The following is a 21124-nucleotide window of genomic DNA, read 5'->3' as shown; positions in this document are numbered from 1 at the left end:
TTCCTTTGCGGCTCTTCGCATGAACGGTTTCGGTCCGCAAGGAAAACGGCGCTGAAACTGCTGCTCCCCACCAGGGGAAGCTCGGCAGCTTCTCTCTTGCGCCTATCCCCCATCTCCATCATCTATCGTTCAGACAGAAGCGACCGGACATGCGCTTGACCATCCCCAACCTGATCACAATCATGCGCCTTGTCCTGGTGCCTGCCGTGGTGCTGGCCATGCTCCAGGCGCGCTGGGATTGGGCCTTTGCCGGGTTCCTCGTTGCCGGCATCTCCGACGGCATCGACGGCTTCATCGCCCGCCGGTTCAACCAGCATTCCAAGCTCGGCGCCTATCTCGATCCGGTGGCCGACAAGCTGCTCCTGGTTTCCGTGTTCGTCGTCCTTGGCTTCATCGGGCAATTGCCGCTGTGGCTGGTCGTCACCATGGTATCGCGCGACGCGCTGATCATTTGTGCGGTGCTGTTGTCCACCGTGATGGCCCACCCCGTCGAGATGAAGCCGCTCCTCGTCTCCAAGGTCAACACCGCCATCCAGATTGTACTGGCGGCGCTGGTGCTGGGTGAGCTTGCTTTTTCGATCCATCTCGATCCACTTCGTCCCGCCCTCATAATGCTGTCCGGGGTCTTGACCGTGGCTTCGGCCGCAGCCTATCTCGTGGCTTGGCTGAGGCATATGAGCGGCTATGGCGAAGGCTCCACCCCGGGCACCTGACAAAGAAGTTGCGGCGAGCGCGCCGGCGGCAGCCGGTGATGATCCATCCGCCGGATTCCGCCGGCAGATCTTCTTCTGGCTGGCCGGCGTCGCCGCGCTCGCGCTTTTCCTTTATGTTTTCAGCGCCATCCTCTTGCCCTTCGTGGCCGGCATGGTGCTCGCCTATTTCCTCGATCCCGTGGCCGACCGGCTGCAGCGGCTCGGCCTCAGCCGTTTCATGGCAACGGTAGTCATCCTCATCACCTTCCTCGTCGTGCTGGTGCTGGCCTTCGTCATCCTCATCCCGGTGCTGGCGACGCAGATGGCCGATTTTGCCGGCAAATTGCCTGAGTACCTGACCCGGCTGCAGAGCCTGATCACCTCGTTCGATCCGAAATGGCTGGAACAGAAATTCGGCGTCAACGCCAATGGCCTGCGCGACGGATTGAACTCACTGCTGACATCCGGCTTCGGTCTGCTGACGACCGTGTTCACCTCGATATGGAGTTCGGGCGTGGCGCTGGTCTCGGTGGTCAGCCTGTTCGTGGTGACGCCGGTGGTCGCCTTCTACATGCTGCTCGACTGGGACCGCATGGTGGCGGTGATCGACAGCTGGGTGCCGCGCGACAATGTCGCCACCGTGCGCGCCATCGCCAGGGACGTCAACACGGCAACGGCCGGCTTCGTGCGCGGGCAGGGCACGCTGTGCCTGGTGCTGGGCGGCATGTATGCCACCGGCCTGACGCTAACCGGTCTCAATTTCGGCATCCTCATCGGCCTGTTCGCCGGGCTGATCTCCTTCATCCCCTATGTAGGCTCGCTGACCGGGCTGGTGCTGGCCGTTGGCGTTGCCTTCGTCCAGTTCTGGCCGGACTGGACCATGATCGTCGCGGTCGCGGTGGTGTTCTTCATCGGCCAGTTCGTCGAGGGCAATATCTTGCAGCCGCGGCTGGTGGGCAAAAGCGTCGGCCTGCATCCGGTGTGGCTGATGTTCGCGCTGTTCGCCTTCGGCGCGCTGTTTGGCTTCGTCGGCCTGCTGATTGCGGTGCCTGCATCGGCCGCGGTCGCGGTGCTGGTGCGCTTTGCCATTGCGCGTTATCTGGAATCGCCGCTCTACAAAGGTCACGGCAAGGCCGTGCCGCCATTGCCGGCCGATCGTCGCAAAGGCATCAATCCATGATCCGGCCTGGCCGGGTCGCGCGGCTGAGCCTGGCATGAGCGACCAGAGGGCCGACCCGCCGCGCCAGCTGCCGCTCGATCTCGGCCATGGCACCGGCTATTCGCGAGACGAACTCGTCGTCTCCGGCACCAACAGCCAGGCAGTGGCGCTGGTCGACCGCTGGCCGGAATGGCCCTCGCCGGTTGTCGTGCTGGCCGGCCCGGCCGGCTCCGGCAAGACCCATCTGGCCTCGATCTGGCGGGCACGGGCGGATGCCGTTCAGGTCGACGCGCGCCGCGTCGGTGACAGCATCGCAAATCTCGGTGCCCGGCCGGCGCTGATCGACGATGTCGATACCGGCACCGTCGACCAGCAGGGTTTGTTTCATCTGATCAATGCGGTGCGCGGCAGCGGCTCGCACTTGCTTTTGACGGCGCGCCGCTTTCCCTCGGCCTGGGGCGTCACGCTGCCGGATCTGGCGTCGCGGCTGAAGGCGGCGGCAACCGTCGAGATCCACGAACCCGACGATCTCCTGCTGGCAGGTGTCATCACCAAGCTGTTCGCCGACCGCCAGGTCGAGGTCGAGCCGCATGTCGTGCAATATCTGGTCCGCCGCATCGAGCGCTCCCTGGCGACGGCCATGCGCGTAGTGGAGCGGCTGGACCGCGCCGCGCTCGAACGCAAGACGCCGATCACCCGGGCGCTGGCGGCTGAAACCGTCAGCGCCATGGACGAGGGGCAGGGCGAGTTCGAGGTCTAGCGCGCGATGGTCGCCGGCCAGCAAACGGTGGTTCCATGTCCCTTTAGCCGTCCCATTTCGGGAAACAAAAGCTGGCACCGATCTTGCGATACAAGCTTGCCGGCTGACCCCGGTCCTGATTGCGTTCCAAATCAGGTTGTAGGCTCGCCGGGAGTGGGGCGGTTGGGGTTCTCGCCCGGCGAGCTTGCCTTCATGTGGCTTCAGTCACCCTCACTATTGCCGCGCGTTCGGCTTGCCTGCGCAATGCCAAGCTGCGTGAGAGATGAACGGGTATTCGTCAAGTGGCGGTTACCCAAAACGGCGACGAGGCCACCGAGTCGCTGAAATGCCGGCGCTCGGATGAACTCCGTGGCTAAGGCGAGCGAGCGATATGCCCGCTGCTTGGCGTTGATCTCGTCAGTTGGCCTTCTTCGCCTTGTTCACATAGTCGTTCGTGTACGTCTGCGTGATGTCGATCTTGGCGTTGGCCACATCGGGCGAACCGAGAGAGAAAACGTCGAGCACGGCCTGCGCGCCTTTTGGATCCATGAGCCCAGTGGTCGAATACATGGGGATCGCATTTTTCAACGCGGCCAGGTAGGCGTCCTTGTCGCTGCCGATCAGATTGGCGGGGATCTGGGCCATGATCTCTTCGGCGCTATGGGAGTGAATGTAATCCAGCGTGGCAAGCATGGCATTGGTCAATCCCTGTGTTGCTTGGGGATGCGCGGCCATCCATTCCGGCCGGGTGTAAAGCGCTCCGCCGGGATAGTCGCCTCCGAATACCGCCTCCGTATCCTTCTGGGTGCGCGTGTCCGCCAGGATGGTCAGGTCCTTATGCCTGGCCTGAAGCACGGTGACGGCCGGATCGAGCTTCACCACGGCGTCGATCTGCCCTTGCTCCATGGCGGCGACGGCGGTAGCGCCCAGCCCAACGCCGATCACCGCGGCGGATGTCGGGTCGATGCCGTTCTTCTGCAGAAGGAACTTCAGGAAGAAGTCGGTCGAGGAACCGGGAGCGGTCACGCCGACCTTTTTGCCAGCAAGGTCCTTCACTGACTTGATCTTGCCGGTCTGGCCCGGCGCCACCGCCAGCACCAGTCCCGGGAACTGGTCGTAAACGACGAAGGATTGCAGGCGCTGGTTCTTGGCGGCCAATTTCACCGTGTGATCGAAATAGCCGGAAACGACATCCGCGCTGCCGCCCAATACTGCGGTCAGCGATTGAGAACCGCCCTTGAAATCGACCAGGTCTGCATCGATGCCGGCTTTTTCGTAGGCGCCGATCTGTTTGGCGAGCACGGTCGGCATGTAGCAGAGGCATGACGCTCCGCCGATCGAAATGGTGACTTTTTCGGCAGCGCCCGCGCTTGTGGCCGCCGCAAGCAATACGACGGCGGCGGCCGCCAGTTTCGAAATGATCCTCATGATCTCCTCCTTGAGCTGGATTGGGCCCTATCGGCCTGGTTTCGAGAATTCAGGCCGCCAGACAAGCAGTCTTTTTTCGACCAGCGTGACGATCCAGTCGATCAAGAGCACAAAAGCGGCGAGGACGAACATTCCGGCAAAGACGCCCGCCACGTCGAACACGCCTTCGGCTTGCTGTATCAGATAGCCCAGTCCGCCGGCGGCACCGAGATATTCGCCGACCACGGCGCCGACCACGGCAAATCCGACGGAGATATGGAGCGATGAAAACACCCAGGACAATGCCGATGGCATATAGACGTGGCGCAGCAATTGCCGTTCGTTCATGCCGAGCATTCGAGCATTGGCCAGCACCGTCGTGTTCACCTCCTTTACGCCCTGGTAGACATTGAAGAAGACGATGAAGAAAACCAGCGTCACGCCCAAGGCAACCTTGGACCAGATGCCGAGACCAAACCAAAGCGTGAAGATCGGCGCCAGCACGACGCGGGGAAGCGCATTGGCCGCCTTCACATATGGATCGAAGACGGCCGCAAGTGTCGGCTTGCGGGCAAACCAGAAGCCGATCGCGATCGCTGCCAGCGAGCCGATGGCGAAGGCCAGCATGGACTCCCACAGAGTGATCCACAGATGATGCCAGATCGTCCCGGTGGCAAACCACTTCCATATCTGGCCTGCCACCGCCAACGGGGTCGAGAAGAAGAAGGAAATGTTGTTCGGATCGCCGATCAGGTGCGTCGTCGACGCTGCCTGCCAGAGCGCGATGACGATGACGGCCACGGTTAGCTGTGCGAAAAACAGAGTCGTCCTTTTCATCAGATCGCTCCTTCTTCAATCTCGCCGTAAGCCTTGAGCACTTCCTTCTTCAGCATGTGCCAGATGTCGCGATGCAATTCCTGGAAGCGCGGTTCCAGCCTGATTTCCGAAATATCGCGTGGACGCGCCAGCGGGATTGGAAAGTCGCCGATGATGCGTGCGGAGGGACCGGCCGACATCACCACCACACGATCAGCCAGCGCGATCGCTTCCTCGAGGTCGTGGGTGACGAACATCACCGCCTTGCGGTCATCCGACCACAGCTTGAGCAAAAGGCCGCCCATGATCAGCCGCGTCTGTGCGTCGAGCGGTCCGAAGGGTTCGTCCATGAGGATGATCTTGGGGTCGCGGATCAGCACCTGCGCAAGAGCAACGCGCTTTTTCTGGCCGCCTGAAAGCATGTGAGGGTAGCGCTCGCAGAAAGCAGCCAGGCCGACGCGTCCGAGCCATGTTCGCGCGCGTTCCTTTGCTTCGGAAGAGGGCACGCCTGCCACTTCCAGCCCGATGGCCACATTGTCCAGAGCGGTCTTCCAGGGCATCAATGCATCCTGCTGGAAGAGGTAGCCAGCCTGTCTGTTGAGACCGCGAAGCGGGGCGCCGAACACACGGACGCTGCCTGCCGAAGGCACGAGAAGCCCTGCGCCGGCATTCAGCAGCGTTGACTTGCCGCAGCCCGTCGGACCAATGATCGCCACGAATTCCTGGTCGCCGACTTTCAGATCGGCGCGGGCGACTGCCTGGAAGCTACGCCCAGCCGCCAATGCGAAATCTATGGTCACTCCATCGAGATCGACGGCGATCCCGGGTCCGGCTGGCGGCTGCCTGAATTTTGTCTCCGTGGCGCCCGTGGCGGTTTCCGTCGTCATGCTGAATGCCGCCCTGCGCCGAGACGGGTGGGTGTCCAACTGTCGCTCATGGTTCCTCCGTGAGGCTTTAGCGGAGACCGTCGATGTCCGATGGTCATCTGTCGCCCCACACAGTGTCGTGTTCCGGCTCACAATAGTCGATGCGGTGGAGCAGGCAACTTTGCCGTCCGTGGCTTTTCTTGCGACCGTGACATGCAGCAGCAAAGACCACTGGGCGCGCGGAGATTGCCGACAGCCCCATTCTGCACCCGACACATTGCCATTCGCAGGCGCCAACGGCCCTCGATTGCCTTTTCTGTGTGAGGTGGTCGGAGTGGAGAGATTCGAACTCCCGACCCTCTGGTCCCAAACCAGATGCGCTACCAGGCTGCGCTACACTCCGAACGGTCTGTTGCCTATTCATTTCAGTGTTGCATGGCAAGTGCAAAAACCTGCAAGTGCAAAAACCTTGCCGCCGTCGGCATTGCGCAGTAATGACGGGCGAAGAGGCGGCCATGCTGCCTTGCACAGCAACGAGGTGGTCATGTCCGCGCGCATTTTCAGTCCAGCCAAAACCGCGATGCAGTCCGGCACGGCCAAGACCGGCCACTGGGTGCTGGAATTCGATCCCGAGATGCGCAAGAAAATCGACCCGCTGATGGGCTACACCACTTCCGGCGACATGAGGAGCCAGATCAAGCTGACCTTCGACACGCGCGAAGAGGCCGTGGCCTATGCCGAGAAGGAAGGGCTCGCCTACCGCGTCGAGGAGCCGAAAGAGCCCAAGCGCCGCCAGATTTCCTATGCGGAAAATTTCCGCTATGACCGTAGGACGCCCTGGACGCATTGACCGGCAAGCCCGGGCGGGCGCCAGCGCAGACATCTTACCGGCTCCGAGCCGGCCAGCGGTCCCGTAGCTCAGCTGGATAGAGCACCGGCCTTCTAAGCCGATGGTCACAGGTTCGAATCCTGTCGGGATCGCCAATCTTTCAATGGCTTAGCTGCTCCGGAGGGGAAAAGTTCCAACGCGGGCAGGAACCCGGTTGGACCTTTTCATCCCTTTTCGTCTGAACGAATGCGCTTGCAGCCGAGTCGGCGGGATCCCCGCCGCCGCCGCGCCCTTTCCGTATTATTTCGTGACCTTGTCGCGCGGGAACCTTCGCAAGGATCAGGCGTTCGGGGCCTTGTATTCGCGGCGTCTCATAAACATAAGCATGCGGGCTGCGAATGGCGGGCAAACAAATATGGGTTGGGGAAGGAGAGAACGCCGTCATGTCGAAACGTGAAATTGGAACGTCGCCCGCCTTGGGGCGACGTATCGCCGAGCTCAAGGCCAAGATGCAAACCGCCCGGATTTCCGACCATGAGATGAAGGCCTTCCACAAGGTTGCCGCCATCATGGGGGCCGGCGAAGGCTCTCTAGGCCTGGATGCCGACGATCTGATCGCGGCATCCTTTGTTGCAGAGACGCTGGGCGAATCGGCGCCCAACGGCTGACGGCAGGACCCTCCTGTCGTAGGTCCGGATCGATCATCCGGACAAATCTTCCAAACGCAGGCCGGAGGCGGCCGCCGGTCCGGCGGCCGTGATCCTGCGACTTCCGCTGTCGAATTGAAGGGAAAGTCTTATCCTTTTATTTGCGTTAGCGCGTCATAGTAGACGCGGCTAACGGAGTACAAGGGAATGAAGCTCGACCTGTCGCCGACGAGTTGGGGCAGGGTGATCGCCGTCACCGCCGCCGGCACGGCCTTCTTCATTGGCGTGGCGTTTTTCGTTGATTCGTTCAATTTCCCCTATCTTTCGCCCGAGGCTGTGTGGCGGGCACAGCTGACCGACATTCTGTTGCCGCTGGTGCTGGGTGGATCGTTTCTCTTCTTCCTGATGTGGAAGATACGTCAGTTGGCCATTGCCCAGCGTGACCTCAGCGTCGTTGCCGCCACGGACAGCCTGACGGCGGTCCTCAACCGGGGCGCTTTCTCCATGCTTGTCGAAGCCTATCTCGAACAGGTCCGCAAGCAGGCGTCGGCCAATTCCGGTGCGCTGCTGATCATCGACGCCGATCACTTCAAATCGATCAACGATCGGCTTGGGCATGACTGCGGCGACCAGGCGCTCAAACTGATCGCGCAGACGATCAAGGATCAGCTCCGCGGCACCGACATCGTCGGCCGCATCGGCGGCGAGGAATTCGGCGTGTTTCTTCCCGGCGTCGATCCCTCGCAATCCTGGCTGGTTGCCGAAAGCATCCGCCGGCGAATTCGTGAGGTGGAATTTTCGCCGGGCGGCCGGTCCTGTCCGCTTTCCGTCAGCATTGGCGGCACCGCCTTTAACGGCCCGACCACCTATGAGGAGATATTCTCGGCAGCCGACAGGCGGCTCTATGCCGCCAAATCAAATGGACGCGACCAGGTCAGTTTCGATCCGATGGTGTCTCAGCAAACGCCGCCAGCCGCGACAATCACGGTTCACTGAGGCGGATCCGGCCAGCCACCGGCGCCGGGGGCGCGTTGCTGGGGATTTCTGTAGCCATCACGCAGAAGGTATTTTCGCTTTGCGCGCCGCCCGCTAAAGGTGGTGGCCGCAGTTCCGGCCGGGGCTGAATGCATCGGGCAGGGCCTTCTTCGCATGACATTGATGGGCGCGGCGGCACTGCTGATCCTGGTCCTGACCTATGCCGGCGTCGCTGTCGGCCGCATACCGGGCCTGCGTCTCGACCGGGCGGGCATCGCACTGCTCGGCGGGGCCGCGATGATAGCCATCGGCGCGATCAGCATGGAGGACGCCTATCGCGCCATCAATTTCGACACCATCACGCTTTTGCTCGGCATGATGATCGTGGTGGCGCATCTGAAGGTCTCGGGCGCCTTTCGCGGTCTTGGCGCGATCGCCATCGAGCACGCGCATGCGCCGTTCATGCTTTTGGTTATGGTGACGCTGCTGACCGGCCTGCTGTCGGCTTTCCTGGTCAATGATGCCATCTGTCTTGTCATGGCGCCGATCGTCGTTCACGTCACCCGCGCCATCAAGCGCAATCCGGTTCCTTACCTCATCGCGACCGCCACCGCGTCGAATTGCGGCAGTGTCGCCACCATCACCGGCAATCCGCAAAACATGGTCATCGGCGCGCTGTCGGGCATTTCCTATCCGGCCTTTTCAGCGGCTCTGGCTCCGGTTGCGCTGTTCGGTCTCGTCGCGGTCATCGCCATTGTTCGCATCGTCTACCGGGCCGAATTCACGCGCAACGGCGAATTGACGCCGCAGGTCTCGCGCGGCCGCATGCATCGCCGCCAGGTGCTGAAAGCGGTGGTGGTTTGCATCGGACTGGCCGTGGCCTTCTTCGCCGGTGTGCCTGTCGCCAAGGCGGCGCTCATCGGCGGCGCCATCCTCCTGCTCACCCGCGCCATCAAACCAGAGCGCATCTATCGCGAGATCGACGGCCCATTGCTATTCATGTTCGCCGGCCTGTTCATCGTGGTTGCCGGCGCCGAAAGGACGCTGCTGACACCGGACATCGTTGCCTCGGCCAAGAACCTCGGGCTGGACGACGTCTGGCGCCTGTCCGGCTTCACCGCCTTGCTCTCCAATGTAATGAGCAACGTGCCGGCCGTGCTGGCGCTGCGCCCCTTCATCCCCGGCCTGGAAAACCCCGAGCGCGCCTGGCTGGTCGTCGCCATGAGCTCGACGCTGGCCGGCAATTTCACGCTCCTGGGTTCGGTCGCCAACCTGATCGTCGCCGAGCAGGCGCGCGCGGCCGGCACGTCGCTGTCGTTCGGCGCTTTCTTCAAAGTCGGCCTGCCATTGACGCTGCTGACGCTGGCGGCCGGCACGGCATGGCTGGCGCTCTGATCCCGCGACTGTTCCGTGCTCAATTGCTCCGGAGTGACGGTGCTCCGGAGTGACGGGGCTTGGTTTTTGCCGCCAAGTCCCGCCACTGGCCCAGATTTTCAGGGCGCCACTACCAATCGGCCTTTCATGTTGGGATGGAAGCGGCAGAAATAATCAACCGCTCCCGCTGTCTTGAGGGTCAGTTTTCCCTTCGCCTTCGGCGGGATCATTACCTCCCAGCCGCCCTTCACCGTGGCCGTGTGGGCGAATGCGTCCTTGTTGACCCACTCGATCGTATCGCCAACCTTGGCCTCGATATTTACCGGCGAGAAGACGAGCTTGTCGATCGTCACTTCGATGGTCGCTGCCGGCGCCGGGCCGGCGGCAAGCACCAGCGCCAGCCCGGCAAGGAGCGGTCGGATCAGCGCGGCCGCTTTCATTTCAACATGCCGGCGACATGTTCGGCATGCTGCTCATGCCCCTGGAAGATCTTGAGGCCGGTTTCGAGCAGGCTCTTCAGCTCGGCATTGCTGGCTGACGGAATGAGCAGGGTTTCGAGCGCTCCATTGACCTGCTTGTGGTAGGCCACCTCGTTTTCGATATAGGCCTTGTCGAAGGCAGCCCCTTTCAGCTTGGCGAGCTTGGCATGTTCCTCTTTCGCCGCCTTGGTCAGCGCCTGGCTGGTGGCATTGTCTTCCGGCTTCACCTTGAGCTTCTTGAGCAGGTCGAGCGCCTGCTTGTTCACCGCTTCATGGTCGCGCTCCATGTCCTTGGCGAAATCGACAACCTGCTTGTTCTTGGATTTCTTGATTGCCTGCTTGGCCGCCTCGATGTCGATCATGTCGGCGGTGTAGGCGATGTGGGCGATCTGTGGGTCGGTCGGCTTGTCGGCCGCTTGCGCGAATGGGGCAGCGCCAAGCAGCAAGAGGGCGGCAAGCGCTGCGGTGTGTCGGATAAGCATGGCATCTCCTTCCGCCCGACAGCCTGGGCAGCGGGCTTCATCTGGGTTGACATTCATTGGATGAGGATGGCGCGGAAACGTTCCCGACAATCGGCGAAAGATCCGGCCTTGAAGATCACCCCTCGAATCCGAGCCGCTTCATCACGGCCTGCGTCAGCCGCTCGCAGCGCCGGCCGGCGAAGGGGAAGGCGTCGAGCAGCACCGGCCCGATCTCGTCGTCCAGCGCCTTGCGCAGCAAAGCGCGGGCGCGGTGCAGTCTCGTCTTGACGGTCTCTGGCCGCACGCCAAGCAGGTCGGCGGTCTCCTCGATGCTCAGCCCCTCGATGACGCGGGCTACGAAAACCGCGCGATAGGCGTCGGGCAGGCTGTCGGTCGCCCGCTCGACAAGAGCAAGAATCTGCCGCTGCGCCATCGTCCGCTCCGGATCGTCGCTTGGGTTGAGGGGAAACCGGATGATCTGCGCTTCCGGGTTTTCAGGCATTGCCACGGTTCGCCGTCCTTTGCGAAGCCGCCCGAGCGCTTCGTTGATGACGATGCGCGACAGCCAGGTGGAAAGCGAAGCATCGCCGCGATAAGTGCTGAGATTGGTAAAGGCCCTGACATAGGCCTCCTGCACGATGTCCTCGGCCTCGCTGTCATTGCGCACCATGCCGCGCGCCAGTCGGTAGAGCCGCTGGTTGTTCAGCTTCATGATCTTGCGAAAGGCATCGCTGTCGCGGGCGAGCGCGCGGGCTACGAGCCGCAGCTCGTCCGTCGTGGTTGATGCTGCCGTCAGCGCGGGCATGTGTCCTCCATCGATCCTTGCACGGAAGATTGGATGCAGGTTTCGAAAAAAGGTTCCCGAAAAGTCAAGCCAGGCGCTCGCCTGGCGGCCTATGCTAGCACTTTGGCCGGCTCCCTGCCGGTGTTTTGCATCCGCGCCGTCGCGGCCAGCAGATCGGTCTGCGTGATCAGCCCGAGGATGTGGTTTTTATCGTCGACGATGATGACGGCGTGGCTGCGCCCGTCGGTCAGCACCGGCAGCAGCGCCATGGCGGCCGAGCCGGCAGGCGCGGTTGCAGCCGGCGAAATCACGGTTCCGACCGTGCCGGCCGCCAGCGTCAGTTCCCGCAAGCCCACGGTTCCGGCCAGCCTTGCCTCGGCATCCACCACCGGCAAGGTGCGTATGTTGTGGTCAAGCAGCAATTGGCGCGCAGCGGCGGCTGGCGTGTGCTCGTCCACCGAGATGACGTCGCGCGACATGATGTCTTGGCACCGCAACGTCGCATGCTCGCGCACCATGGCCTGCAATTCGACCTGCCGCAGCAGCCGGTCGAGATCGCCCCGGTCGATGTCGAAGGTCTCGTCGAGCGCTCCAAGCGCGGCATCGATGTCCTCGGAGCGAAAACCGACGCGCAATTGCGCCGGCGGATCGATGGTGCCGTGACTGTTTACCGGCGCCGGGGCCGGCACGTGCGGGTAGTTGCGCCGGGCCAGCTTGTGGAAGCCGTAGCCAAGCGCCACCAGCAGCATCGAATTGACCGCCACCGGGACGAAGGGAAACAGGAAGCCGGCGCTGATGACGGCTGGACCGCCGAACACCGCGGTCAATGCCGCCGCGCCCCCGGGTGGATGCAGGCAGCGCGTGAACGACATGGCGGCGATCGCCAGGGCCACTGCAATGCCGGTGGCGAGCACCGGCTGGTGGACGAATTGCACCACGATCACGCCGATAAGCGCCGAGATCGTGTTGCCGCCGATGATCGACCAGGGCTGCGCCAGCGGGCTGGCCGGCACCGCGAACAACAGCACCGCCGATGCCCCCATCGGCGCCACCAGCAGCGGCACATGTGGCCCGCTGCCCAGCGTAAGCCCGCTGATCGCGCCGGTCAGCGCAATGCCGATCATCGCACCGACGCAGGCGATGATGCGTTCGCGCAGCGTCGCGCCGGCAAGAATAGGAACAAAGAGGCGGAACGCCATGGGCAGGCTCTTGGTGCGGTGGCTGGGGAATGATTTCCGCTGCCGCAATGAAGCGGAAGCCGGCAATTTGGAAGTCAAACAAATCCGCAAAACTGCGGATGGGGAGAATAATATTGCCGACATGGCCGAACCGGGGTGCCGCGAGCGGCCCTCGTTTGCTCAATCGCGTCAAGGCGTTGCGGGTGTTGCTGGTATGGTCCGGAAGGTCGCGTCAGGCCGCTGCGGCGGCGGTGAGCCCGCGAAGAATATCGGTCATGAGGTCCTCGACATCCTCGAGGCCGATCTGCAGACGAATCAACGGCCCTTGATAGGAGCCCTTGGCAACGACGCGGTCGCCGAGCCAGACCGGCACGGCAAGGCTCTCGTAACCGCCCCAGGAGTAGCCGAGACCGAAGATCCGCAATGCGTCGAGGAACGCGTGCTGCTGTTTCTGGCCGCCGCCGGCAAGCACGATGGAAAAGATGCCGCTGGAGCCGGAAAAGTCGCGCTTCCACAGGGCGTGGTCGGGATGACTGGGAAGGCCAGGGTGGAGCACGCGCGCCACGCCCTTCTGGCCCTCCAGCCATGCCGCGATGGCAAGCGCGCTGCGCTGATGGTGATCGAGGCGCACGCCCATGGTGCGCAGGCCGCGCAGCACCTGGTAGACGTCGTCGGGTCCGGCGCAGCAGCCAAGCGTGCAGAAGCTTTCATACAGCTGTTTCCAGCAGGCCTCGGTGGCCGACACCGTACCCAGCAGCACGTCCGAATGACCGGCGGGATATTTCGTCGCCGCATGGATCGAGATGTCGACGCCATGGTCGAGCGGACGGAAATAAAGCGGCGTCGCCCAGGTATTGTCCATCATGACGATGGCACCGGCGGCGTGCGCGGCCTTGGCGATGGCTGGTATGTCCTGTACCTCGAAAGTGTTTGAGGCCGGCGATTCCGTGAACACCACCTTGGTGTTCGGCTTGATCAACGCGGCGATGCCCGCGCCGATGCCGGGAGCATAATACTCGACCTCGACGCCGAGTCGCTTCAGCATCGTGTCGGCGAAGTTGCGCGTCGGATGATAGACGCTGTCGACGATCAGCAGGTGGTCGCCCGCCGAAACGAAGGCGAGCAGCGGCACCGTCACCGCCGCCAGGCCCGACGGGACCACGATCGTGCCGGCCGACCCCTCCAGCGCGTCTATGGCCTGGGCCAAGGCGTCGGTGGTCGGTGTGCCGCGCGTGCCGTAGGTGTATTTCTGGTCCCGTCCAGCCATCGAGGCGGCATTGCGGAACAGCACCGTGGAGGCGTGCACGACAGGCGGATTGACGAAGCCGAAATAGTCGTGCGGGTTGTTGCCCGAATGGGCAAGCCGCGTGTTGATGCCCATTTTGCCAGTCACCGGCTCGTTGCCGTCTTTTGCCATTCGTCGTCGCCTTTTTGGTAAGCCGCTAGCCATAGTGCGGCGACATGGACCGCGCAACAGCCTGCTTTCGCCAGGAGCCGGACTTCGAATGTGCCAATTGCCGAGCCGCCGCAGGCCGACTGCAAGCGGCAATGCCGCGGCCAGAAAGCCTGCCGACGGTAGCGGCATGCGTCTCCTGATAGCGCAAAGCGCACCTCACCATAACCCAGATCCAACCAGAGGGCGCAGACATCGGCACGCAACCGGCCGGCGGAGCACAGTAACGCAGAGTAATCCCGGCGGATGGATTTTTTGCCGACAGAGCGCAGCCTGGCGCTGGGCGAGCTTCGCCGGCTTTATTCGCCCTTGTGACTAAATTGCGGGCGCGTTTGTCTGCGATTCAGGCAATTGCGGCAAACGATTTTCAAACCCATCTGAATTCGGTCATTTTCCTTGACCTCACAGGAATTATCGCCTTCGATGCTGTTCGTGAATGGGAGGCGGCGCGTCGACTGCGATGCGGGGTTCCGGAAATGGGCTGGAACGGAAAGCTGCGTTCACGCGGGAAAAAAGATCAGGTTTACCTGAAAACAGAAAAGGGTCTGTGGGTCATGAAACACATTGCAATCGGCATCCTTGGGGCCGCCGCGCTTGGAGCCGTGGCTTCAACGGCTTCAGCCACCACGCTCGACACGGTCAAGCAGAAGGGCTTCATCCAGTGCGGCGTCTCGACGGGCCTGGCCGGCTTCTCGGCGCCGGACGACAAGGGTGACTGGCAAGGCATCGATGCCGATTTCTGCCGCGCCGTGGCGGCAGCCGTCTTTGGTGACGGCTCCAAGGTCAAGTTCACGCCGCTCAGCGCCAAGGAGCGCTTCACCGCGCTGCAGTCGGGCGAGATTGACATCCTGTCGCGCAACACCACCTGGACCATAAACCGCGACACGGCGCTTGGCCTGAACTTCATCGGCACCACCTACTATGACGGCCAGGGTTTCATGATCAACGCCAAGAAGCTGCCGGGCGTCAATTCGGCGCTTCAGCTGTCGGGCGCCGCCGTTTGCGTGCAGAGCGGCACCACCACCGAGCTCAACCTCGCCGACTACTTCAAGGCGAACAAGATGGAGTACAATCCCGTCGTTTTCGAGAAGCTCGAAGAGGTCAACGCGGCCTATGATGCCGGCCGCTGCGACGTCTACACCACCGACCAGTCGGGCCTTTACGGCATCCGCCTGACGCTGGGTTCGCCGGCCGATCACGTCGTGCTGCCGGAGATCATCTCCAAGGAGCCGCTCGGACCGGCGGTGCGCCAGGGCGACGACCAGTGGTACCATATCGTCAAGTGGACCTATTTCGCGCTGCTCGACGCGGAGGAACTCGGCATCACCAAGGCCAATGTCGACGAGATGAAGAACTCGGCCAGCCCTGAGATCAAGCGCGTGCTCGGTCAGGAAGCCGACACCAAGATCGGCACCGATCTCGGCGTCTCCAACGACTGGGTCGTCAACATCGTCAAGGCGGTCGGCAACTACGGCGAAATGTTCGACCGCAATGTCGGCTCGGGCAGCCCGCTGAAGATCGCCCGCGGCATCAACGCGCTGTGGACCAAGGGCGGCCTGCAATACGCTCCGCCGATCCGCTGATCGAAATGTGATCCGGAAGGCAGAACCATCTGCCTTCCGGTTTCTCTTTCACAGGGGACGGTGATATGGCATCGCAGGAAATCCTTCGCGAGGACACAAGTCGCGGCTCCTTTATCAACGACCCGAAAGTCCGCAGCCTCTTCTTCCAGACACTGGTCGTCGTCGTCCTGTTCGGCTCGGTCTGGTGGATCGTGCAGAACGTCATCGACAATCTGCAGCGTCTTCACATCGCCTCCGGTTTCGGCTTCCTCAGGGGCCGCGCCGGATTCGACATCTCGGACACGCCGATCGCCTACACGTCCGATTCGACCTATGGTCGCGCCATCATTGTCGGCCTGATCAACACCATCATCGTCGCCGTGGCCGGCATCGTCACCGCGACCATCATCGGTTTCGTCATCGGCATCGGCCGGTTGTCGCAGAATTGGCTGATCCGCAAGATCTGCACGGTCTATGTCGAGATCTTCCGCAACATCCCGCCGCTGCTGGTCATCTTCTTCTGGTATTCGGGCGTGCTGGCCGTGCTGCCGCCGCCGCGCGAGAGCTATAATCTTCCGTTCGGCTCCTTCCTCAACCAGCGCGGCTTCTATTTCCCGCGTGCCGTCTGGGGCGAGGGTTCCTGGCTGATCTTCGTCGCGTTCATCGTGGGCATCGCCATGGCCTGGTTCGTCGCCCGCAAGGCGCGCCAGCGGCAGATGGCGACGGGTCAGCAGTTTCCCGTGTTCTGGACGTCCGTCGCGCTGATCATCGGCCTGCCGCTGCTCGCCTACGCGCTGAGCGGGTTTCCGCTGAGCTTCGATTTTCCGAAACAGTCGACCTTCAACCTGACCGGCGGCTTCCAGGTCAAGCCGGAGTTCCTGTCGCTCTACCTCGCGCTGTCCTGTTACACAGCGGCCTTCATCGCCGAGATCGTGCGTGCCGGCATCAGGGGTGTCAGCAAGGGCCAGACCGAGGCCGCCGCCGCACTTGGCCTGCGCTCGGGATCGATCCTGCGGCTGGTCGTGGTGCCGCAGGCCATGCGCATCGTCATCCCCCCGTTGACCAGCCAGTATCTCAACCTGACCAAGAACTCCTCGTTGGCCATCGCCATCGGCTATCCGGACCTGACGGCGACCGCCGGCACGGTGCTCAACCAGACCGGCCAGGCGGTCGAGGGCGTGCTGATTATGATGATCGCCTATCTCATACTCAGCCTGGTGACCTCCGCCGTGATGAACGTGGTCAATGCCAGGATGGCGCTGGTGGAAAGGTAGGGCCATGCAGGAACACGACATGTCCTGGGTGCGCACCGAAATGGCCCTGGCGGAGCCGGCGCCGATCAGCGAGCGTGGCCTGTATGCCTGGGTCCGCAAGAACCTCGTCGGTTCGGTCGGCGACACCATCCTCACCATCCTCGGCATCATCATCGTCGCCTGGGTCCTGCCTCAGGTCATCAACTGGGCCTTCATCAATGCCCAGTGGACCGGGCCGGACCGGACCGTCTGCGCGACCGTGGCGCAGGGCGGCATCCAGCCCGACGGCTGGAGCGGTGCCTGCTGGGCCTTCGTCAACGCCAAGTTCGGCCAGTTCATGTTCGGCACCTATCCGGTCGAGGAGCGCTGGCGGCCGATCCTGGTCGCCATCCTGTTCGCGGCGCTGCTGGTGCCGATGCTGATCCCCAGCGTGCCGCGCAAGGGCCTGAACGCCGTCCTGCTGTTCCTGGTGCTGCCGATCGTCGCCTTCTTCCTTCTGGTCGGCGGCGTGTTCGGCCTGCCGCATGTCGAGACCTCACGGTGGGGCGGACTGCTGATCACGCTCAGCCTGTCCTTCGTCGGCATCGCCGTGTCGCTGCCGCTGGGCACCGTGCTGGCGCTCGGCCGGCGCTCCAAGATGCCGATCGTCAAGATGTTGTGCATCATCTTCATCGAAGCCGTGCGCGGCATCCCGCTGATCACAGTGCTGTTCTTCGTCAGCGTCATGCTGCCGCTTTTCCTGCCGGCCGGCGTCACCTTCGACAAATACCTGAGGGCCCTGATCGGCGTGTCGCTGTTTGCCGCTGCCTATATGGCCGAGGTGGTGCGCGGCGGCCTGCAGGCGATCCCCAAGGGCCAATATGAGGGCGCCGATTCGCTCGGCCTCGGCTATTGGCAGAAGATGGCACTGATCGTACTGCCGCAGGCGCTGAAGCTAGTCATTCCCGGCATCGTCAACACGTTCATCGGCATGTTCAAGGACACCAGCCTGGTCCTCATCATTTCGATGTTCGACCTGCTCGGCGTGGTCAAGCAGAACTTCTCGGACGCCAACTGGGCGACGCCGCAGACCGCGAAATCCGGTCTCGTCTTCGCCGCCTTCGTGTTTTGGCTGTTCTGCTTCGGCATGTCGCGCTATTCAATGTATACGGAACGCCGGCTCGACACCGGTTACAAACGATAAAAGGGGATTGGTTCATGGCCACCGAAAACGCCGTCAGCGCGGAAGAGATCAAGGTCAATGCCGCGAAGATGCACATCTCGACCACCGATGTCGCCATCGACATCATCGCCATGCACAAATGGTATGGCGAGTTCCATGTGCTGAAGGACATCAACCTCAAGGTGATGCGCGGCGAGCGCATCGTCATCTGCGGCCCGTCCGGCTCCGGAAAGTCCACCATGATCCGCTGCATCAACCGGCTCGAAGAACACCAGAAGGGCAAGATCTTCGTCGACGGCAAGGAATTGACCAACGATCTCAAGAAGATCGACGAGGTGCGCCGAGAGGTCGGCATGGTGTTCCAGCACTTCAACCTGTTCCCCCACCTGACCATCCTGGAGAACTGCACGCTGGCGCCGATCTGGGTCCGCAAGACGCCGAAGAAGCAGGCCGAGGAAATCGCCATGCATTTCCTCAAGCGCGTCAAGATCCCCGAACAGGCCAACAAATATCCGGGCCAGCTCTCCGGCGGCCAGCAGCAGCGCGTGGCGATTGCCCGTTCGCTGTGCATGAACCCGCGCATCATGCTGTTCGATGAGCCGACCTCCGCTCTCGACCCGGAAATGATCAAGGAAGTGCTGGAGACCATGGTTAGCCTTGCCGAGGAAGGCATGACCATGCTGTGCGTCACCCACGAAATGGGCTTTGCGCGGAAAGTCGCGAACCGGGTGATCTTCATGGATCAGGGCCAGATCGTCGAGCAGAACACGCCGGCCGAGTTCTTCGATCACCCGCGCCACGAGCGCACGAAGCTGTTCCTGTCGCAGATATTGCACTGAGCGCTGCTTCGTCGAAATGGAAGGAGCCCGGCCGCGCCACGGTCGGGCTTTTTCACACTTGGCCGACCGGATCGTTTCGATTGAAACGTGCTGGAATCGCAAGAACTATGCCCGGATGAGAAAACGCCTTCGTTTCCTGGCCGTGCTGGTTGCCGCGGTGGTGCTGGTCGCGGCACTCGGCACGCTGGTGCCGCGACCACTCTGGCCGGCTGCCGCGGCCGGCGAGGGCGTCAGGCACATTCTGGTGCTGAGCAATCCGATCCACACCGACATCGCCATTCCCGTCGATGACGGCGTGCGCCGACGCTTTCGCTTCCTCGCCGCTGCCGGCCAGCCTTCCGATGCGCCCGAGGTGCGCTACATCGTCTTCGGCTGGGGCGGCCGCGCCTTCTACCTGGAGACGCCGACCTGGTCGCAGCTGAAGGCGATGCCCGTATTCAAGGCCCTGACGCTTGACGCTTCAGTGATGCATGTCGAGGTCGCCGGCGATATCTCCGGACCCGATGTCGCCGGCTTCGACATCCCGGAAGACCGCTTTGCCGCATTGCTCGACTTCATCGATGCGAGCTTTCAGCAAGGACCAGGCGGGCCGATCGTCATCGCCGGTGCCGCCTATTCCGATTTCGACCGCTTCTATGAGGCGAACGGCCATTTCAATGCGCTGGTCGGCTGCAACACCTGGACGGCCGCCGCCTTGCGAACCGCCGGCCTGCGCACCGGTTGGTGGAACCCGCTGCCGGTCTCGCTTGGGTGGTCGATGCGGTTGTACAATTGATGATCCGGCCATCAGCCGACGTCACATGGCTGAAGAGCGCAGTTCAAAACATGGGTGCTGTCCCGCCAGCCTGTCGCGGCTGCGTTTTCACCGCCTCACAATCTTCCGCTCCTCCCATCCATAGAGCCAGTCCAGATCCGCCGCGAGCTTCTCCGCCGGCCGCGTCGCCAGGATCAGGTTGCGGGCGATCGCCACCGGGCCCGAGGCATGCCAGGCGAGGCGATTGAGGGCTCCACGCCGGATAACCTTGGCGACGCGCGGTCGCCGCAGGTTCTCCCAGATGGTGAGGCTTTGCCCTGGGTCGGCTGGGAAGTCGGCGATCAAATTGGCAAGCGTTACCGCATCCTCGATGGCCATTGCCGCGCCCTGCGCCGCGAAGGGCGTCATGGCATGCGCCGCGTCGCCGATCAGTGCCACCCCCTCCGGCATCGTCCAGCGCCTTTGCTCCACGGTGTGGATCGGAAAGGCGGTCCATGGACCGGCTAAGGTGACGAGTCTCGCCAGCGCTGGCGACGTGCCGCGCATAGCACCGGCAAGGATGGCGGGATCGGCATGACCCGACCAGCCTTCGGCAATGCGCTTGCCCTTGGTGAAGGCGACCAGGTTAAAGGCGCTGCCCCTGCTGACGGGGTAGGCTACCATGTGGAAATCGGGATGCAGGAAGGTGGTGACGCAGTCGGCGGCGCCGAGCGCGGCAAAGGCTCGCCCTGCTTCGCTGTCCGCGCCGACCGTGGCGCGCCAGGCCAGCTCGCCGGCGAAATGGCTATTCGCGAAGCCGGCTCCGCCGCCTGGACTGGCAAACCTCCGCACCGCTGACCAAACGCCATCGGCACCGACCAGCAGAGATTCTTCGGTATCCATGACCTTGCGGCCGACCCCGTCTGTCATGGTGATAACGAGTGAACCGGTGGCCACGCTGCTGACCTGCGCGCCGGCGGTGAGATGGATGCCAGGCATCTGGGCAACACGCGCCATCAGCGCGTTTTGCAGGTCCGCTCGATGCGCCACGAGGTAGGGCGCACCCCAGCGTGCCTCACCGGCTTGCCCAAGCGGCACGCGCGCCAGTTCACGCAGACTTGCGGCATCCTTCAGCACCACGGCTTCCGGCTTGACGGCATTGGGAAGAAGTGCGTCGAGTACGCCGCGCTCACGCAGGATGCGCGTCGCGTTGGGCGAAAGCTGGATGCCGGCGCCCGCCGCCTCGAGGCGCTGCGCCTGTTCGAAGATCCGTACGGGATATCCGCGCTCGGCGAAAGCCAGCGCCGCGGTCAGCCCGGCAATACCCGCCCCGGCGATGATGACTTGCCGGGACTGTGCGTCTGCCATTGGCCCGGCCGCTGGAGGTCAGGCGGCCTGGTCGATGTAGAGGCAGCCAGCCGGCAGCGTTTCCATCGCCGTCAGCTTCGGCGAATAGCGGTAAAGCGTCGAGCAGTAGGGGCAGACCTTCTCATTGTCGTCGCCCATGTCGAGAAACACATGCGGATGGTCGAAGGGCGGGTTGGCCCCGGTGCACATGAATTCCTTGACGCCGATATCGATCGCCGGATGGCCCGCATCGTTCTGGAAATGGGGAATGGAACCGCCTGCCATCGTCGTCTCCTTTAGCGCAGTCTGCTCAGCGTTTGGATCATAACCGGCCTGTTTGCAAGTTCGATGAAATGAAACTGTCGCAAA

Annotated in this window: 22 protein-coding genes and 2 tRNA genes; 13 read left to right on the top strand and 11 right to left on the bottom strand. The window is 62.8% G+C overall.

What is annotated here, in order from left to right:
* Nucleotides 1-155 precede the first annotated feature (155 nt).
* The 3 genes from LB551_RS06045 to hdaA are packed head-to-tail and all read left to right on the top strand — an operon-like array spanning nucleotide 156 to nucleotide 2611.
* Nucleotides 156-713, top strand: a complete 558-nt coding sequence (locus LB551_RS06045; protein ID WP_224658586.1) for a CDP-alcohol phosphatidyltransferase family protein — start codon at nucleotides 156-158, stop codon at nucleotides 711-713.
* Complete coding sequence (locus LB551_RS06040) at nucleotides 685-1872, top strand: AI-2E family transporter (protein WP_224622762.1); 1188 nt, start codon at nucleotides 685-687, stop codon at nucleotides 1870-1872. Before LB551_RS06045 ends, LB551_RS06040 begins: the two co-directional genes overlap by 29 nt.
* Before the next feature lie 34 nt (nucleotides 1873-1906).
* Complete coding sequence (gene hdaA, locus LB551_RS06035) at nucleotides 1907-2611, top strand: DnaA regulatory inactivator HdaA (protein ID WP_140549237.1); 705 nt, start codon at nucleotides 1907-1909, stop codon at nucleotides 2609-2611.
* A gap of 396 nt (nucleotides 2612-3007) precedes the next feature.
* On the opposite strand, the gene LB551_RS06030 is transcribed toward hdaA, so the two are convergent.
* The 4 genes from LB551_RS06030 to LB551_RS06015 all read right to left on the bottom strand — a co-directional run bounded on the left by LB551_RS06030 (nucleotide 3008) and on the right by LB551_RS06015 (nucleotide 6082).
* Nucleotides 3008-4018: an ABC transporter substrate-binding protein gene (locus LB551_RS06030; protein ID WP_224658525.1), complete on the bottom strand. Its 1011-nt coding sequence runs from the start codon at nucleotides 4016-4018 to the stop codon at nucleotides 3008-3010.
* A 27-nt stretch (nucleotides 4019-4045) separates the two neighbouring features.
* Nucleotides 4046-4834, bottom strand: coding sequence for an ABC transporter permease (locus LB551_RS06025; protein ID WP_140549235.1), 789 nt, complete (start codon nucleotides 4832-4834; stop codon nucleotides 4046-4048).
* Nucleotides 4834-5700, bottom strand: coding sequence for an ABC transporter ATP-binding protein (locus tag LB551_RS06020; protein WP_224658524.1), 867 nt, complete (start codon nucleotides 5698-5700; stop codon nucleotides 4834-4836). Before LB551_RS06020 ends, LB551_RS06025 begins: the two co-directional genes overlap by 1 nt.
* A gap of 305 nt (nucleotides 5701-6005) precedes the next feature.
* Nucleotides 6006-6082: transfer RNA gene (locus LB551_RS06015), tRNA-Pro, on the bottom strand.
* 141 nt (nucleotides 6083-6223) lie between these two features.
* On the opposite strand from LB551_RS06015, the gene LB551_RS06010 reads away from it, so the two are divergent.
* From LB551_RS06010 to LB551_RS05990, 5 genes are all read left to right on the top strand, one after another.
* On the top strand, nucleotides 6224-6529 hold the full coding sequence (locus LB551_RS06010) for an ETC complex I subunit (protein ID WP_140494338.1): 306 nt from the start codon (nucleotides 6224-6226) through the stop codon (nucleotides 6527-6529).
* Between the two features lie 57 nt (nucleotides 6530-6586).
* Nucleotides 6587-6663: transfer RNA gene (locus LB551_RS06005), tRNA-Arg, on the top strand.
* A gap of 288 nt (nucleotides 6664-6951) precedes the next feature.
* On the top strand, nucleotides 6952-7176 hold the full coding sequence (locus tag LB551_RS06000) for a hypothetical protein (RefSeq protein WP_140549395.1): 225 nt from the start codon (nucleotides 6952-6954) through the stop codon (nucleotides 7174-7176).
* Between the two features lie 186 nt (nucleotides 7177-7362).
* The gene (locus LB551_RS05995) at nucleotides 7363-8151 is read left to right on the top strand and encodes a GGDEF domain-containing protein (RefSeq protein ID WP_140549233.1); all 789 of its coding nucleotides are present in this window, start codon (nucleotides 7363-7365) and stop codon (nucleotides 8149-8151) included.
* A gap of 153 nt (nucleotides 8152-8304) precedes the next feature.
* Nucleotides 8305-9525, top strand: coding sequence for an anion transporter (locus tag LB551_RS05990; RefSeq protein ID WP_224658523.1), 1221 nt, complete (start codon nucleotides 8305-8307; stop codon nucleotides 9523-9525).
* Between the two features lie 98 nt (nucleotides 9526-9623).
* Here the strand turns inward: LB551_RS05990 and LB551_RS05985 are convergent, their stop codons facing one another.
* The 5 genes from LB551_RS05985 to LB551_RS05965 all read right to left on the bottom strand — a co-directional run bounded on the left by LB551_RS05985 (nucleotide 9624) and on the right by LB551_RS05965 (nucleotide 13823).
* A complete protein-coding gene (locus LB551_RS05985; RefSeq protein WP_140549231.1) occupies nucleotides 9624-9944 on the bottom strand; it encodes a cupredoxin family copper-binding protein in 321 nt (106 codons plus the stop codon).
* On the bottom strand, nucleotides 9941-10465 hold the full coding sequence (locus LB551_RS05980; RefSeq protein ID WP_140549230.1) for a DUF4142 domain-containing protein: 525 nt from the start codon (nucleotides 10463-10465) through the stop codon (nucleotides 9941-9943). The genes LB551_RS05985 and LB551_RS05980 overlap by 4 nt, the downstream gene beginning before the upstream one ends.
* 115 nt (nucleotides 10466-10580) lie before the next feature.
* Nucleotides 10581-11249, bottom strand: coding sequence for an RNA polymerase sigma factor (locus LB551_RS05975; RefSeq protein WP_224658522.1), 669 nt, complete (start codon nucleotides 11247-11249; stop codon nucleotides 10581-10583).
* Nucleotides 11250-11338: 89 nt separating this feature from the next.
* Complete coding sequence (locus LB551_RS05970) at nucleotides 11339-12427, bottom strand: HPP family protein (protein WP_224658521.1); 1089 nt, start codon at nucleotides 12425-12427, stop codon at nucleotides 11339-11341.
* A 211-nt stretch (nucleotides 12428-12638) separates the two neighbouring features.
* On the bottom strand, nucleotides 12639-13823 hold the full coding sequence (locus LB551_RS05965) for a cystathionine beta-lyase (protein WP_224658520.1): 1185 nt from the start codon (nucleotides 13821-13823) through the stop codon (nucleotides 12639-12641).
* 590 nt (nucleotides 13824-14413) lie between these two features.
* Here LB551_RS05965 and LB551_RS05960 point away from each other — a divergent pair.
* The 5 genes from LB551_RS05960 (at nucleotide 14414) to LB551_RS05940 (ending at nucleotide 19450) form a co-directional block, all read left to right on the top strand.
* Nucleotides 14414-15442, top strand: coding sequence for an amino acid ABC transporter substrate-binding protein (locus LB551_RS05960; protein WP_140549226.1), 1029 nt, complete (start codon nucleotides 14414-14416; stop codon nucleotides 15440-15442).
* A gap of 65 nt (nucleotides 15443-15507) precedes the next feature.
* Nucleotides 15508-16695, top strand: a complete 1188-nt coding sequence (locus tag LB551_RS05955; RefSeq protein ID WP_224658519.1) for an amino acid ABC transporter permease — start codon at nucleotides 15508-15510, stop codon at nucleotides 16693-16695.
* 4 nt (nucleotides 16696-16699) lie between these two features.
* A complete protein-coding gene (locus LB551_RS05950; protein ID WP_224658518.1) occupies nucleotides 16700-17857 on the top strand; it encodes an amino acid ABC transporter permease in 1158 nt (385 codons plus the stop codon).
* Nucleotides 17858-17925: 68 nt separating this feature from the next.
* Complete coding sequence (locus LB551_RS05945) at nucleotides 17926-18675, top strand: amino acid ABC transporter ATP-binding protein (RefSeq protein WP_181172374.1); 750 nt, start codon at nucleotides 17926-17928, stop codon at nucleotides 18673-18675.
* A 115-nt stretch (nucleotides 18676-18790) separates the two neighbouring features.
* The gene (locus LB551_RS05940; protein WP_224658517.1) at nucleotides 18791-19450 is read left to right on the top strand and encodes a TIGR02117 family protein; all 660 of its coding nucleotides are present in this window, start codon (nucleotides 18791-18793) and stop codon (nucleotides 19448-19450) included.
* An 87-nt stretch (nucleotides 19451-19537) separates the two neighbouring features.
* Here LB551_RS05940 and LB551_RS05935 read toward each other — a convergent pair whose 3' ends face one another.
* Together LB551_RS05935 and LB551_RS05930 are read right to left on the bottom strand one after the other, a co-directional pair.
* Entirely contained in the window at nucleotides 19538-20776 is a 1239-nt protein-coding gene (locus tag LB551_RS05935) for an FAD-dependent monooxygenase (RefSeq protein WP_224658516.1), read from the bottom strand.
* 18 nt (nucleotides 20777-20794) lie between these two features.
* Entirely contained in the window at nucleotides 20795-21040 is a 246-nt protein-coding gene (locus LB551_RS05930) for a zinc-finger domain-containing protein (protein ID WP_140494310.1), read from the bottom strand.
* Nucleotides 21041-21124: the final 84 nt, after the last annotated feature.

This window comes from Mesorhizobium sp. BR1-1-2 (genome assembly GCF_020165435.1).
GTDB lineage: Bacteria > Pseudomonadota > Alphaproteobacteria > Rhizobiales > Rhizobiaceae > Mesorhizobium.
The sequence above is the reverse complement of the archived record's forward strand: the minus strand, read 5'-3'. Positions and strand labels throughout refer to the sequence as shown.

What these genes read in the sequence shown, in the direction of transcription:
- LB551_RS05995 (WP_140549233.1), top strand. Translation starts at nt 7,363, where the DNA reads ATGAAGCTCGACCTGTCGCCGACGAGTTGGGGCAGGGTGATCGCCGTC.
- LB551_RS06020 (WP_224658524.1), bottom strand. Translation starts at nt 5,700, where the DNA reads ATGACGACGGAAACCGCCACGGGCGCCACGGAGACAAAATTCAGGCAG.
- LB551_RS06010 (WP_140494338.1), top strand. Translation starts at nt 6,224, where the DNA reads ATGTCCGCGCGCATTTTCAGTCCAGCCAAAACCGCGATGCAGTCCGGC.
- LB551_RS05970 (WP_224658521.1), bottom strand. Translation starts at nt 12,427, where the DNA reads ATGGCGTTCCGCCTCTTTGTTCCTATTCTTGCCGGCGCGACGCTGCGC.
- LB551_RS05945 (WP_181172374.1), top strand. Translation starts at nt 17,926, where the DNA reads ATGCACATCTCGACCACCGATGTCGCCATCGACATCATCGCCATGCAC.
- LB551_RS06040 (WP_224622762.1), top strand. Translation starts at nt 685, where the DNA reads ATGGCGAAGGCTCCACCCCGGGCACCTGACAAAGAAGTTGCGGCGAGC.
- LB551_RS06030 (WP_224658525.1), bottom strand. Translation starts at nt 4,018, where the DNA reads ATGAGGATCATTTCGAAACTGGCGGCCGCCGCCGTCGTATTGCTTGCG.
- LB551_RS05940 (WP_224658517.1), top strand. Translation starts at nt 18,791, where the DNA reads ATGAGAAAACGCCTTCGTTTCCTGGCCGTGCTGGTTGCCGCGGTGGTG.
- LB551_RS05975 (WP_224658522.1), bottom strand. Translation starts at nt 11,249, where the DNA reads ATGCCCGCGCTGACGGCAGCATCAACCACGACGGACGAGCTGCGGCTC.
- LB551_RS05990 (WP_224658523.1), top strand. Translation starts at nt 8,305, where the DNA reads ATGACATTGATGGGCGCGGCGGCACTGCTGATCCTGGTCCTGACCTAT.
- LB551_RS06000 (WP_140549395.1), top strand. Translation starts at nt 6,952, where the DNA reads ATGTCGAAACGTGAAATTGGAACGTCGCCCGCCTTGGGGCGACGTATC.
- LB551_RS06025 (WP_140549235.1), bottom strand. Translation starts at nt 4,834, where the DNA reads ATGAAAAGGACGACTCTGTTTTTCGCACAGCTAACCGTGGCCGTCATC.
- LB551_RS05985 (WP_140549231.1), bottom strand. Translation starts at nt 9,944, where the DNA reads ATGAAAGCGGCCGCGCTGATCCGACCGCTCCTTGCCGGGCTGGCGCTG.
- LB551_RS05930 (WP_140494310.1), bottom strand. Translation starts at nt 21,040, where the DNA reads ATGGCAGGCGGTTCCATTCCCCATTTCCAGAACGATGCGGGCCATCCG.
- LB551_RS05980 (WP_140549230.1), bottom strand. Translation starts at nt 10,465, where the DNA reads ATGCTTATCCGACACACCGCAGCGCTTGCCGCCCTCTTGCTGCTTGGC.
- LB551_RS05950 (WP_224658518.1), top strand. Translation starts at nt 16,700, where the DNA reads ATGCAGGAACACGACATGTCCTGGGTGCGCACCGAAATGGCCCTGGCG.
- LB551_RS05955 (WP_224658519.1), top strand. Translation starts at nt 15,508, where the DNA reads ATGGCATCGCAGGAAATCCTTCGCGAGGACACAAGTCGCGGCTCCTTT.
- hdaA (WP_140549237.1), top strand. Translation starts at nt 1,907, where the DNA reads ATGAGCGACCAGAGGGCCGACCCGCCGCGCCAGCTGCCGCTCGATCTC.
- LB551_RS05960 (WP_140549226.1), top strand. Translation starts at nt 14,414, where the DNA reads ATGAAACACATTGCAATCGGCATCCTTGGGGCCGCCGCGCTTGGAGCC.
- LB551_RS05935 (WP_224658516.1), bottom strand. Translation starts at nt 20,776, where the DNA reads ATGGCAGACGCACAGTCCCGGCAAGTCATCATCGCCGGGGCGGGTATT.
- LB551_RS05965 (WP_224658520.1), bottom strand. Translation starts at nt 13,823, where the DNA reads ATGGCAAAAGACGGCAACGAGCCGGTGACTGGCAAAATGGGCATCAAC.